Source organism: Acidovorax sp. A1169, assembly GCF_030704685.1.
GTDB lineage: Bacteria > Pseudomonadota > Gammaproteobacteria > Burkholderiales > Burkholderiaceae_C > Acidovorax.
The window spans coordinates 62,061-75,346 of record NZ_JAUZDX010000028.1 but is presented as its reverse complement, the minus strand read 5'-3'; the positions used below and the strand labels follow the sequence as shown (position 1 = coordinate 75,346).

Genomic DNA, 13,286 nt, shown 5'->3' with positions numbered 1-13,286 from the left:
CATCTTGGGTGGAGTGTTCCTGCTGCTCGGTAGCGGTGCGAATTTCGTTGATGGAGCGCGTGGTGTTTTCTACCGCCCCCAGGATGCGGGAGAACGCAGCGTCCACCTCTTCAGACAGTCGGCTACCTTCGGAGACTCGGCTGACCGTCTGGTTGATCAGCTTGGCGATCTCTCGCGCCGCAATCGACGACTTCTCCGCCAGCTTGCGGACCTCGTCTGCCACTACGGAAAAGCCGACACCTTGTTCACCCGCCCGCGCTGCCTCTATGGCTGCATTGAATGCCAACAAATGAGTCTGGCTGGAGATCTCGCTGATCGTGTCCACGATTTCGTGAATATCGGAAGAGGACCGCTCGATGGCAATGATTGCGTCGCGTGAACGGCGTACCAACTGACTGCCTTCACCCGCCTCGCGTTGAGTCTGCTCGGAGAGCTCTGTCGAGCGGCCGGCGCTGCGTGCCAGCTGCTTGATCGATTCACTCATCGCGCGCAGCACCGCAGTGATGTCTTGCACCTTTTGCGCTACTGCCCGCTCGCGCTGCACCTGGGCGGTAATATCAGTGGCGTACTTGACGACCTTGTAGGGTATGCCATCAACGTCCAGGATGGGATTGTAAGTAGCCTGGATCCAAACCTCTGCCCCATGCTTGCCGATGCGGCGGTAGCGCGCACTCTGGAACTTGCCCTCGCCCAAATCTGCCCAAAAGTCCCGATATGCCTGGCTTTGCACCAGGCCAGGTTCGCAGAACATGCTGTGATGCTGCTCTCGGATTTCCGCCAAGGTGTAACCCATGGTGCGCAGGAAGTTCGGGTTGGCCGACAGGACATTTCCCTGCATATCGAACTCGATGACCGCTTGGGACAGGCCGATGGCATCTATCTTTCCTTTGGTCTCTGCAGCCGAAGTCATGTCGTTCGTGATATCGACGGCGAACTTGACCACCTTATACGGCTTGCCGGTAACGTCCAGAATGGGGTTGTAGGAGGCTTGGAGCCATATGTCCCTGCCGTCCTTGGACAAGCGGCGAAAACGCCCTGAAGTGGACTCGCCACGACCCAATCGCTCCCAGAGATTCGCATATTCGGTGGATGCGGCAAACTCTGGCTGACAGAACATGCGGTGGTACTGGCCAACAACCTCTTGCCGCTCATAGCCAAAGGTGTTCAGAAAGTTCGCATTGGCATCCAGAATGCCACCCACAAGGTCAAACTCGATCACGGCCTGCACCCGGTGGATCGCCGCGATCTTGCCCTCGTAATCCGCTTGCCGCGCCCGCTGCTCGGTGATGTCAGTTGCGAGTTTGACAACGCCGACCGTGCGCCCCTCTGAGTCACGAACCGGGTTGTAGGAGGCCTGCAGCCAGACGGGTTTGCCCGATTTTGTGACCCGCAAGAACACGTCCTCTCGTACCTGCCCGGCTCGCAGCCCTTCCCACAGCGCCCTGTAAGAGTCGCTGCTAGTTACCTCGGAGGGACAGAAAATGCGATGGTGCTGGCCCAGGACTTCATTGGCGCTGTAACCCATCAGATCAAGAAACAGGCTGTTGGCCCGCAACACACGACAATCCAGATCAAACTCGACAACGGCCTGCACGTGCTCCAGCGCAGCAAGCAATGCCTCTGTGCGGGCCGATTCTTGGGGGGAGGTGGACAGCGCTTCCATTGGAGTATTCATTGTTTTGATCTCAATTTACGCGAGCGCGCAAGGGTTGTTGGGCTCAGGCGCTCCCAGAGGTTTCCCACAGACTGTGCGGTACCGCACATCGAGAGCTTTAGTTGAAATTACAACCACATGGCCTATCAGATCAGTATGGTCCATATTGAGTCACCCCGAGTTGTTAGGTGGTTCAGCACGCTCCTAGGATTGACTGGCCTTGGCCCTGTAGCGCTTACTTGTCCGCATCCCCTCAACACCCAAAAGGAGCGCCATGAAAAAAGTGGGACACAACACGCGAACGACCGCCCATTTTTGCAGCATAGAGAGCTTGATCTGCTACGTTGAGCATTGCAGTGGCGCAAACCTGAGCCTGGGCGCTGGCGGCATTGTCCCTGCGCTCTTCGGCTGAAGCGTGCCAGCTTTGCGAATTCTGATCAAAACTACAAATTCCCAGGGAGATGGTGAGAAACCCCGTCGCTGAGGCCACATGTGGAATCTTGAGTTGGGCCACGTTGTGCATCAGTGTCGTCGCAACCGCCATGGCACCGGCTCCATCGGTACCGGGCAATACAACCGCAAACTCCTCTCCTCCGTAGCGCGCAACCAGGTCTGCCGGGCGGTTGGTAGAGGACAGCATGGCGCCCGCGACACCAACCAGAGCTTCATCCCCCGCGCCATGCCCGTATGTGTCATTGAATCGCTTGAAATGATCCACATCCAGCATGATGACCGACAAGGGTGTTAGATGCCGCTGCGCGCGCTTGTATTCCAACAGCAGTGTTGAGTCAAGCGTGCGCCGGTTGGCCACGCCAGTCAGTGCGTCGGTGGATGACAGCTGGCGCAGCCTATCGAGGGCACGTTTGAGCCGCAGTTGGGTTCGCACGCGCGCTGCAACAATGGCCGGATGAAACGGTTTGGCAATGAAGTCTGCAGCGCCCTTGGCCAGCCCCTCTTCTTCCATTTCCTGGCTGCTATGGCTGGTGATGAAGATGGCAGGTACATCCTCCAATTGGGGCTGGGAGCGCATGGCTCCCAAGACCTCAAAGCCTGACATCCCAGGCATATTGGCGTCCAGCAAAACCAAATCAGGCGTCTCTTGCTCAGCCAGCCGCAGCGCATCACTACCGTTGAGCGCGTACCGGATGCTGCCGATACCAGCAAGCGCCTTGGCTAAAACCTGAATGACCGTGATGTCGTCGTCCACGATCAAAAGATTGGCATGGTCTGAATCAAGCGTGTGGGGCATGTATAGCGGGCTCTTATTGGAAACAATGTTGTCAAAGCACTTTTCGCCGCGACGCCATGACTCCGTCTCGAGGGTTGGGCGCCTGATGGGAAATCGTCAAGCTTTCCCAGGTAAGCGGGCGGAGAGTATCTGCATCGCCGAAGCAAAATCGAGTGTGTTGATAGCCTCACGCAGCACACCCAAGGCCTCCTCCCCCATCAACGCCGTCAAGTGTGGCATCAAATTATCAACCTGGCCCATGGCCGCCAGGTCTTGCCTCTCCAGCAGCTGCAGGAAAGCATGGATTTTCTGCAACCCAGCATCATCTAAAGTTGATGCCTGCACGTCGTCACCCTGTGCGGGGGCACGGTGGCGCAATGTGGCGGTTTTTTTGGAGAACGCAGCACGGGTCTCAGAAGAAGCGACTGTCAATTGCCGCAAAGCGCTATTCAGCGATGCGATCTCACTTGCGATCAATTCGTCAAGCGCTGCGCGCTTCAGTGACTGGCTGTCTATATCCCGCAATTGCGCCTCTAGAGTGGACGCAATGGCGTTCAATGCATTGGCACCCAGCATGCCCGAGGAACCGCGCAGCTTGTGAACGCGCGCTATAAATGCCGCGCGCGCTTCAGGACTGTGGTCTGCGGGCAGCTCGAAATCGGCGTTGCCATAATCGCTCAGGAAGCGTTGGAGCAAATTGACAAAGAGGTCTTCATCTCCTTGCAGCAGCTTCATAGAAACTGCGGCGTCTATGCCCTCGATGTCGGGCCAGTGTGGCGCCGATGCCTGTGTGTTTACGTTCTCCTCTATGGCAACCGCAACCGGTGTTCCGCGTCTCTTGCTGACATGCATGTACACGGTGCGCACCAGAAGTGCCGGGTCAAGCGGCTTGGTAAGGAATGCATCCATGCCTGCCGCCTCTGCGCGCCGCCTTTCTTCGGACAACGCGCCCGCGGTGAGCGCAATGATCGGAAGATCCATCATTCCCAACTCGCGGCGCACAAGAGACGTAGCCTCGTAGCCGTCCATGATCGGCATCTGCAAATCCATCAGGACGGCGTCATACGCGACGGCCTGGGACGACAGCGCATCCTTGAGTGCCTCCACCGCCTCGCGTCCGTTGGTTCGAACTTCCACAGTGGCACCCTCTTTTTCGAGAAGCCTGCGCCCAACCTCCAGGTTGATGTCACTGTCATCCACGAGAAGAATGCGCAGGCCTTGAAGCCACTGGCCGCGCATGGAGTCCAGTCGTGTGGCGGCAATGACGTGGTCATGGTTGCCTGTGTACTCTGCAACAGAGGCATTGACTGCATTGAACAGTGTGGACGGGTTGACCGGTTTGGTCAGAATGCGGTTGACTATCCCGGCTCGGTCATGGTTTGCCACTTGATCTCGTTCGTGGGCGGACACAATCAGGGTGGCAGGTAGAGTCGAGGCCCCCAGCCGCTCTGCCAACATGTTCAGTGTCTGAATCCCGTCCATACCTGGCATTTTCCAATCAAGCACCAGAGCGTCGGGCAGTGCCTGGTGCGCATCGGCCAGTTCCTGCATGCGGTGCACCAGCTCGGTACCTGAAGGTACTGCTGTCGTCTGCCAGCCAAATGCCTCGCACATTTTGGACAGACCCTCAAGATCAATCTCATTGTCATCGGCTATGAACACGGTCAGTCGGTCCTGCTTGGACGCTAATGGCGGCACCAACCCGTCTACTTCTGGAACTGAGAACGGCAACTGGACCCAGAACGTACTACCCTTGCCTAGAGCACTTTCCACGCCGACCTCGCCACCCATCAACTGAGCCATGCGTTTAACGATGGACAGTCCCAACCCAGTCCCACCAAATCGGCGGGTGGTCGAGGCATCAGCTTGGGCGAAAGGCATGAACAGATTTTTCAGCGCCGTCTCGGAAATGCCTTCACCGGTGTCTATGACAGAGAATTTCAACCAAGCCCGCGGTTCCAGAGGGGCGGTGCTGTGCACTCGCTTCACTTCAAGCCTCACAGAGCCCTGTTGGGTGAACTTGATGGCGTTGCTTACCAAGTTGGAGAGCACTTGGCGAAGCCGTGTAGGATCGCCTTCCAGTGCCAGCGGAAGACCTTTCAAGCCGCGCGCCTCCAGCCCAACACCCTTCGCTTGAGCCTGAGGTGAGTAAAGCTGCACCAGCTCGTTGACCAGTTCGGGCAGATGAAAGACCACTGATTCGGTGGTCATCTCTCCTGCCTCAATCTTGGAAATGTCCAGTACGTCGTTGATGATTCCCAACAATGAACGGCCCGCGATCTGGAGTTTCTTCAGGAGCTGACGCTGGTCATCGTCGAGCGATGTATCTGCCAGCAAATGAGCCACCCCCAGCACCGCGTTCATGGGCGTTCGGATTTCATGGCTCATATTGGCCAAGAACATGCTTTTGGCTGTACTGGCGGTTTCAGCGGCCGCCTTGGCATGGCGCAGTGCCCGATCCTGACGGTGACGCTCCGTCATGTCGTGCGCAATTCCGAGGTACCCCAGGATGTTGCCACGCGCGTCTCTAATCGTGTTGACTGAGAGCAGAACGCGCAGTTGACGCCCATCTTTGCACACGTAGGTCCATTCCCGGGCTTCAAAGCCCAGCCGTTCGGCCTCGTGCACAAAGACCCGAAATCCCTGCACGGGATACCCATAGCGCTGCGAGAGTTCTTCGCCGTATGCCTCGACTTCCTCTCGCAGATGCAAGGGGGCCGGTGAACTTACCCCCACAAGCTCTTGGGCCGTGTAGCCCAACATCCTTTCTGCCCCGGTGTTAAAGAGCGTGAGGGTCCCATCCACATCAGTGGCAATGATGGATTGTTGAGTGGCTGCGCCCAATACACCGCCCAGCATGGCGACCGCCTGTTGCAGTTGATTTTCGGCCTCTTTTGCCGCAGTGATGTCCTGGTGCGTTCCGTACATCCACTCAGGCTCGCCGGCAGGAGTACGGGTGAAGGTCCCCCCACGCGACTGGACCCACACCCAATGTCCTTGCTTGTGGCGCATGCGCATGACACTTTGGTACTGCGGCTGTGCGCCCTTGAAATGCTGGTCGAGAAGCGCTTGTGCTTGTGGCAGATCATCGGGGTGCGCATGGATTCTCCACGTATCAATTGAGATGGGACTCAGTTCTGCCATGGAGTAGCCAATGATGTCCGCCCAACGCGCATTGATGACGATCTCGCCCGTTTGAACGTTCCATTCCCAAGTGCCAACGTTGGTGCCGTCGATGATGTGTGCGAGCCGCTCGCGCTCCTGTGCGATGGCGTGGCGGCTCTCCACCACTTCGGAGACATCATGGACGATCACGTAAAAGCCACGCACTTCGCCATCAACGACGTCGGGCAAATAGTTGGCCAGCGAATGGCGGTTGCCTTTTCCGTCTGGACGGGGGATGGATCTTTCAAACTGTTGTCTCTCGCCGTGCAGCGCGGCCTCAATGTAGGGACGATTGGTCTCGAAAAGGTCTTTGCCCAGGAGATCCGCCATGGACTTGCCCAAGAGACTGCGCGCATCCACACCAAACCAATCGGTATAGGCCCGGTTTGCAACGCGATTTCGCAAATTCTTGTCCCAATAGCCGATCATTGACGGCACGGAATCCAGCACGGTCTGCAGGTCGTGGCGTGCCGTCTCGAGTTCTGCCGTGCGGCTTTCCACCTGCTCTTCCAAGTTGGCGGCCAGGTCAGCCATCGCTCTTTCTGTCCGCAGGCGGTCTTGAATATCGCGCATGAACCGCGCAATTCCGATGATCTCGCCGTGTTCACCGCGTATAGCGCTAGCCGTGACCGAGACTTGCGCCAAGGTGCCATCCCTGGTCAAGAGCGCCGTGTCCGCAGGCTGCATAACTTCGTGGGATAGCACCTGCTGCACCAGTTGTTCTTCCTTCGATTTTTCTGCCTCCGGCGTCATGTTCCCAATCATGGGCTGGCCTATGGCGTCGCTCTTGGCGTATCCAAAAAGTCGCTCTGCCGCTGGGTTCCAAATGATGACTTTTCCGTCCCTGGATTGGCCCACAATGGCGTCTGCGGAGTACTCTACAATGGTTGCCAGTTGGGCCTGCTGCAGCAGGTTTTTTCGTTTGCGCTCCACCCCAACCCGCAGCGCCCCAATCAGAAGCGAAATGAGAAGGCTGGCGGCCGCACCGACTGAGAGCGCAGCAAGCCAAGAAAACTGGCCGAGGCTGCCGACAAACTCCGGCCGAGCTGTTAAGCCAATGCGCCACAAACGGCCGTAGATTTCGCGCTCCAGCGTTTGATGCAAAGCGATATCGCTCTTAGCAGGTTGGCGTAGGCTATCGAAGACGTTCTCAGGTTTGGATGGATTGGAGACATCCGTGATGGACAGGTCGTACTGCAACTGCGCCATGTCGAAGTCGGCCAGAACTTCGCTCAAAGCCAGTGGCGCGTAGGTCCAGCCGAAAGCCAAGGATTCACGCTGGTCAATGTCTGCCGGGGTTGCGCCGCTGCGGTACACCGGCAGCAGGAATAGCACGGAGCGTTGTGGGTCTCCCGTTGACTGAACAAGGGTGATGGGGCCCGTGATCGTGGCCTTGCCCGTTTGCATGGCAGAGATTGCAGCTTGGCGGCGATTCGCCTCCGATCCTATGTCCAGACCTTGCGCTACGCGATTGCGCTCCGAAGGCTCGAGGTACTCGATGACAAAACGCTCTTCATTGTGCTCGTTCAGTGTCTTGAATGAAAAGTCTGAGATTCCGTCAGCTCGCCGGTCTCGCAGATAGGTTTCTGTTTGCGGCCTGGGCACCCTCCGAATGAAGCCGAACCCCCTCGCTCCTGGAAACTCTTCCGCGAAATTTCGCGTCTCGCTGTACTGGCGGAACAAGCGCTGATTGATACCCCTCTCGCCAGCTGTCACCACAACGGCTCTGGCACCCCGCAAGCCGTATTCATACAGTCGCATACGCAGTTGCAGGCGCTCGACAACATCCTCGGATAGTGCTTCAAACCTCGCTTGGGCTGCTCGGGTGTTCGAATCTTTCTGGTAATACGCAACCAGCGCACTAGTCGCAAGCCCGATGAGCAGGCTGGCAGCCATCCATGCCAGGGGGGCTGATGACAATCTTTTCAGGCGCATGGCTGGTCGTTCTCCGCGTTGTTTTTACCGCTTGCCTCTGGGCTCGACACTTAGATGAGGAATGCCTAGCTTGATCAATTGGAACTCGTTGTTGGGCCGATGCAATCTTGACCACCAGGGGATGTGGCTAAAAACTTGGATTGTTTATGCCACAAGCCCCAAGCTTCGGCGGTAGTCAGGAGGGCTTCGCGCGCCCAAGGACATCTTGATCCGCTTCTCGTTGTACCAGCGGATGTAAGAGTCCAAGATCTGGGTGAACTGCTCAACGCTCGTTGGTTGCCAATTGCCAGCATAGAACCATTCGGTCTTCAGCAGGCCGCATTGTCGGGCGAACAGCCTTTGCGGGACATCGGACGCGTCAGCTGGGCATCCGCGATGTGTGCCAGCCATCCCGGCTGTGGCAATGGAAACCTGCACATTGCCGCCCGAATCGACTCTGGGCCACTGCGCGTCACCTCCTTGAATCGCCCCGGGGCGATTCACCTTGTTGCAGGCCATAGACCTACCCAGGGCTAGCGTCAAAAAGGTATCAGGGCGGAGCCATCACCTGTGTACTCCCCCTGAGGAAGCCCAACTGCTGAGGTCGCTCATGGCGTTGAACGCAGCCCGAGATCAGGTTCAGGTCTCATGGGATGTGAGTGAAGCCATATGGGCCACCATCACGACCGGCGCCTGGCCCAATGGCAATACCTGCTTGCTGCCATCAGTGCAATAGTGCAACTCAAGCTGTACGGGCCCGCCGCCCTGATGCGATAGGAAGGCCGGTGCCTGGCTAATTTTCACAATGCAGGAAGCGCCCGACGGACCTTGTTTTCATCCGACGGACCTTATTTGCTGTAGTCACGACAGGCGCTAAGGGAAGCATGCCTGCTGTAAGTCACGGGCTTAGCCAAATTGCAAAACTTGCCCACAAGCCCAGAATGCGGCTCAGTGCACATGTCAGTAGCGAGTGCCAGCGCAGAAATCAGCCAGGCCCAGTCTATGTTCGCAAAGTCCGCTCTTTGATATCAAGAGATCCACACTCTGTTTGCAAAATCCACTCTCTGTTAGCAACAACCATACGACCACCCATGCTCCACTACCTCACCGTCCCCGTCACCGCCTTCCAGCAGAACAGCTCCATCCTCTGGTGCGATGCCACGAACAAGGCCACCATCGTCGACCCCGGCGGTGACCTCGACGTGCTGCTGGCCGAGGTGGAGCGCCTGGGCCTCATGCTCGACCAGATCTGGCTCACCCACGCCCACATCGACCATGCGGGCGGCACGGGCGAGCTGGCCGAGCGGCTGTCGCTGCCCATCGTCGGGCCGCACCCCGGGGACCAGTTCTGGATCGATGCACTGCCGGATCAAAGCGCGATGTTCGGGTTTCCGCCGGCGCAGCATTTCACGCCCACGCGCTGGCTGGCCGATGGCGACACCGTGCAGATCGGCAACGAGGTGCTGCACGTGCGCCACTGCCCAGGGCACACGCCCGGCCACGTGGTATTCCACGCGCCGCAGATCGACCGCGCCTTCGTGGGCGACGTGCTGTTTGCCGGCAGCATTGGGCGCACGGACTTCCCGCAGGGCAACCACCAGGACCTGATCGACAGCATCACCGGCAGGCTGTGGCCGATGGGCGACCAGACGGTGTTCATTCCCGGCCATGGCCCAGAGAGCACCTTTGGCCGTGAGCGCAAGAGCAACCCCTACGTAGGCGGCACCTGAGTCCCTCCCCTTTAAAGGTAACGTGGAACTGGGATGCTTTGCCCCGCCTGATCCGGCAATGCGAGGCGCTGAAATTTTCTAAGATGTGACATTCTGTTAACAATCCCGGCTGTCGGAGGCGCGTGCCGGGCATCGTCCCTCCATGGCATCCCCCGCAAGCACCGCTCCCACCGCCCATCCCCCCCGCCCCTTCGCCATTCCACAGCGCGGCTCCAGCGTCGCTGGCAAGGCCTACTGGGCCATGGCACAGCGGGTGGCTCTGACGGCCGCAGCCATCGACTGCGGCTACATCCTGCTCTTCCTCTGGCTGGGCTCGGTGCCGCTGGCGCTGGTCAATTTGGCCAGCATCGGCATGTACCTAGGCGCCTACGCGCTCATCCAGCGGCGGCGCAACACGGCGGGCATCTCGCTGATCTGGCTGGAGGTGATCTTCCACTCGGCACTGGGCTCGCTGCTGGTGGGCTGGGACAGCGGCTTTCACTACTACCTGCTGCTGTTCATACCGGCAGTGGTCATTGCCAACTCGGGCCACTACGCCGTACCGATCGTGCTGGCACTGCTGACCTATTACCTGGGCCTGCGCTTTGCGTGCGACCACTGGGGGGCGCTCGCACCCCTGGCCGACAAGGGCCAGCAAGTGGTCAACGCCATCCACGTGTGCATCGTCTTCGGCATGTTCGCAGCGCTGGCGGCGTTCTACCGCCGCACCATCCTCATCGCCGAGAACCGGCTGCTCAAGCAGGCCACGCTTGATGCGCTGACCGGGCTGAACAACCGCGCGCATTTCCACACGCTGGCCGGGCACACGTTGAACCGCACCCAGCGCACGGGTGAGCCCGTGGCACTGCTGCTGTGCGACATCGACCATTTCAAGCAGGTCAACGACAGCCACGGCCATGCCATGGGTGACCGCGTGCTGGTGACCGTGGCCGGCGTGCTCGCGCGCAACCTGCGCGAGAGCGACGTGATCGCGCGCTGGGGCGGCGAGGAGTTCCTGGCGTTGATGCCGGCGAGCCCCCAGGCGTCCGCCATGGAAGTCGCCGAGCGCATCCGAATGGCGATGGAGCAGATCGAGATGGACTGCCAGGGCCAGCCGGTACCTTTGAGCATGTCCTTCGGGGTGACGCAGGTGGCCCATGGCGACGACCTTCAGGCGGCCATTGCACGGGCCGACCAGGCGCTCTACCAAAGCAAGAACAACGGCCGCAACCGCGTCACGGCAGGCTGATCAGCCGTCAACCCTTGCGCGCAGCTTCGTACAGCTTTTGCACCTTGGGCACGTTGAGCTCCAGCTGCTGGATGCGTGCCGGGCCAGAGGGATGGGTGGACAAGAAGGCCAGGCCTCCCTGCTTGCTGCCCGTGGCGCTGCCCATCTTCTTCCACAGGCTCACCGACGCATCGGGCTGGTAGCCCGCGCGCGCGGCCAGCTCCAGGCCCACCAGGTCAGCATCGCTTTCGTCCGAGCGGCTGAACTGCAGTGTGAGCAGTTGCCCACCGAGGCTGGCGGCGGCATTGCCCAGGTCACCCAGGCCCAGCAGCTGCGAGCCCAGGCGCAGGCCAATATTGGTGGCCTGGGTCTTGGCCAGGCGCTCGCGCGCATGCTCGCGCAGCGCGTGGGCCATTTCGTGGCCCATGATCATCGCGGATTCGTCGTCGGTGAGCTTGAGCTGGTCGAGGATGCCGGTGTAGAAGGCGATCTTGCCACCGGGCATGCAGAAGGCGTTGATCTGCTTGCTGCCGATCAGGTTCACCTCCCAGCGCCACTGGCTTGCGCGCTCGTTCCAGGGCTTGGTGTGCGGGATCAGCCGCTGGGCGATCACGCGCAGGCGCTGCAGCTGTGGAAAGTCATCGGGCGCGAGCGCGCGCTTGGCGCGGGCCTGTTCCATCATCTGCTGGTACTGCTGCGCGGCGGACCGCTCCAGCGTCTCGGCCGGGATCAGCTTGCGCAGGGTGGAGGAGGTGCCCACGTCCACCTGGGCGATGGCCGGGGCCATGGCGCCCGCCCCCGCCGCCAGAAGAAAAGCGCGGCGCGCGGACCACATCGATGACGGCGCGGCGAAAGGAGAGGGGCAGAGCATGCACATGCAGGAATAATAGACAAAAACCCAGGTACCCATGTCAGACACCTCCCCTATCCCGACCGCATCGACCGTATCCGCGGCGCAGACCGACGCCTCCCGCCCCTCCTGGCTGCAGACGCTGCGCGTCTACCTGGAGCCTGCGAGCCTGCGCATGCTCACCCTCGGGTTCTCTGCCGGCCTGCCTCTGCTGCTGGTGCTGGGCACGCTGAGCTTTCGGCTGCGCGAGGCGGGCATCGACCGCAGCACCATCGGCTACCTGAGCTGGGTGGGCCTGGCCTATGGCTTCAAGTGGGTCTGGGCACCGCTGGTGGACCGCATGCCCCTGCCCCTGCTCACCCGCTGGCTGGGCCGCAGGCGCAGCTGGCTGCTGCTGTCGCAGGCCGTGGTGGTGGCCGGCCTGGTCGGCATGGCCCTGGCGGACCCGCGCGAGATGCTGGGCCCCATCGTCTGGTGCGCGCTGGCCGTCGCCTTCGGTTCGGCCACGCAGGACATCGCGCTCGACGCCTTTCGCATCGAGTCGGCCGACGCACGGCACCAGGCGGCCCTGGCCGCTTCGTACCAGACGGGCTACCGCCTTGCCATGATCTGGGCCGGCGCGGGCGTGCTGTGGATAGCCGCACGCGCGGAATTGGCGCCCGCCGTGGGCCAGGCCGTGGCGCAGGGGGCGGCTGCGTACCAGAATGGCGCCTGGCAGGCGGCCTATCTGGCCATGGCGGCGTCGATGGCGGTAGGCATCGTCACGGTGCTCTTCTCGCGCGAGCCCGCGCAGGTCGTGCTGCCCCCGGCCAAGGATGCAGCCGAGTGGATCAAGGGCGCGGTGGTGGACCCGTTCGCCGACTTCCTCACCCGCTATGGCTGGCACGCGGCGCTGATCCTGGCCCTGATCGCCGTGTACCGCATCAGCGACGTGGTGATGGGCATCATGGCCAACCCCTTCTATGTGGACATGGGCTACACCAAGGACGAAGTCGCGGCCGTGACCAAGATCTACGGCGTGGTCATGACCCTGGTGGGCGCCTTCGTGGGCGGCGTGCTGTCGATGCGCTTTGGCGTCATGCGCATCCTCATGCTGGGTGCCGTGCTCAGCGCGGGCAGCAACCTGCTGTTCGCCTGGCTCGCCGGCCATGGGCACGACGTGACGGCGCTGATCGCCGTGGTCTCGGCCGACAACCTCGCCAGCGGCATCGCCTCGGCGGCCTTCATCGCCTACCTGTCGAGCCTGACCAACGTGAGCTACTCGGCCACGCAGTACGCGCTGTTCAGCTCCCTGATGCTGCTCTTGCCCAAGTTCATCGCAGGCTTCTCGGGCCGCTACGTGGATAGTTTTGGCTACGCGCATTTCTTCACGGCCACCGCGCTGCTGGGTGTGCCCGTGCTGCTGCTGGTATGGCTGGCGTCACGGGTCCAAATCGCGGACACCAAGCAAAAATAGGCGATTTTTTGCTATGCATTGCATAGCAATGCAAGCAATGGCACAGGCAGCAGATTTACGGGAGCTTTACAGGCGCTTCAAC

At 60.4% G+C, this 13,286-nt stretch carries 7 protein-coding genes and 1 pseudogene; 3 read left to right on the top strand and 5 right to left on the bottom strand.

The window, feature by feature from the left end:
- The 4 genes and pseudogenes from QYL93_RS29100 to QYL93_RS29085 all read right to left on the bottom strand — a co-directional run.
- The coding region (locus QYL93_RS29100; protein WP_305746943.1) for a PAS domain-containing methyl-accepting chemotaxis protein at window positions 1-1,663 on the bottom strand (1,663 nt) is incomplete at its 3' end.
- Window positions 1,664-1,907: 244 nt separating this feature from the next.
- A complete protein-coding gene (locus QYL93_RS29095; protein WP_305746942.1) occupies window positions 1,908-2,903 on the bottom strand; it encodes a diguanylate cyclase in 996 nt (331 codons plus the stop codon).
- Window positions 2,904-2,999: 96 nt separating this feature from the next.
- The gene (locus QYL93_RS29090) at window positions 3,000-7,982 is read right to left on the bottom strand and encodes a PAS domain S-box protein (RefSeq protein WP_305746941.1); all 4,983 of its coding nucleotides are present in this window, start codon (window positions 7,980-7,982) and stop codon (window positions 3,000-3,002) included.
- A 144-nt stretch (window positions 7,983-8,126) separates the two neighbouring features.
- A pseudogene (locus tag QYL93_RS29085) lies at window positions 8,127-8,377 on the bottom strand (IS3 family transposase); the annotation flags it as partial.
- A 675-nt stretch (window positions 8,378-9,052) separates the two neighbouring features.
- On the opposite strand from QYL93_RS29085, the gene QYL93_RS29080 reads away from it, so the two are divergent.
- Window positions 9,053-9,691: an MBL fold metallo-hydrolase gene (locus tag QYL93_RS29080; RefSeq protein WP_305746940.1), complete on the top strand. Its 639-nt coding sequence runs from the start codon at window positions 9,053-9,055 to the stop codon at window positions 9,689-9,691.
- Window positions 9,692-9,833: 142 nt separating this feature from the next.
- On the top strand, window positions 9,834-10,919 hold the full coding sequence (locus QYL93_RS29075) for a GGDEF domain-containing protein (protein ID WP_305746939.1): 1,086 nt from the start codon (window positions 9,834-9,836) through the stop codon (window positions 10,917-10,919).
- A gap of 7 nt (window positions 10,920-10,926) precedes the next feature.
- Here QYL93_RS29075 and QYL93_RS29070 read toward each other — a convergent pair whose 3' ends face one another.
- Window positions 10,927-11,775, bottom strand: a complete 849-nt coding sequence (locus QYL93_RS29070) for a M48 family metallopeptidase (RefSeq protein ID WP_370877064.1) — start codon at window positions 11,773-11,775, stop codon at window positions 10,927-10,929.
- Window positions 11,776-11,806: 31 nt separating this feature from the next.
- On the opposite strand from QYL93_RS29070, the gene QYL93_RS29065 reads away from it, so the two are divergent.
- Window positions 11,807-13,204, top strand: a complete 1,398-nt coding sequence (locus QYL93_RS29065) for an AmpG family muropeptide MFS transporter (RefSeq protein WP_305746937.1) — start codon at window positions 11,807-11,809, stop codon at window positions 13,202-13,204.
- Window positions 13,205-13,286 lie beyond the last annotated feature (82 nt).

Bases quoted from the DNA above. Each gene is read 5' to 3' on its own strand.
- QYL93_RS29095 (WP_305746942.1), bottom strand. From the start codon at position 2,903: ATGCCCCACACGCTTGATTCAGACCATGCCAATCTTTTGATCGTGGAC.
- QYL93_RS29090 (WP_305746941.1), bottom strand. From the start codon at position 7,982: ATGCGCCTGAAAAGATTGTCATCAGCCCCCCTGGCATGGATGGCTGCC.
- QYL93_RS29080 (WP_305746940.1), top strand. From the start codon at position 9,053: ATGCTCCACTACCTCACCGTCCCCGTCACCGCCTTCCAGCAGAACAGC.
- QYL93_RS29075 (WP_305746939.1), top strand. From the start codon at position 9,834: ATGGCATCCCCCGCAAGCACCGCTCCCACCGCCCATCCCCCCCGCCCC.
- QYL93_RS29070 (WP_370877064.1), bottom strand. From the start codon at position 11,775: ATGTGCATGCTCTGCCCCTCTCCTTTCGCCGCGCCGTCATCGATGTGG.
- QYL93_RS29065 (WP_305746937.1), top strand. From the start codon at position 11,807: ATGTCAGACACCTCCCCTATCCCGACCGCATCGACCGTATCCGCGGCG.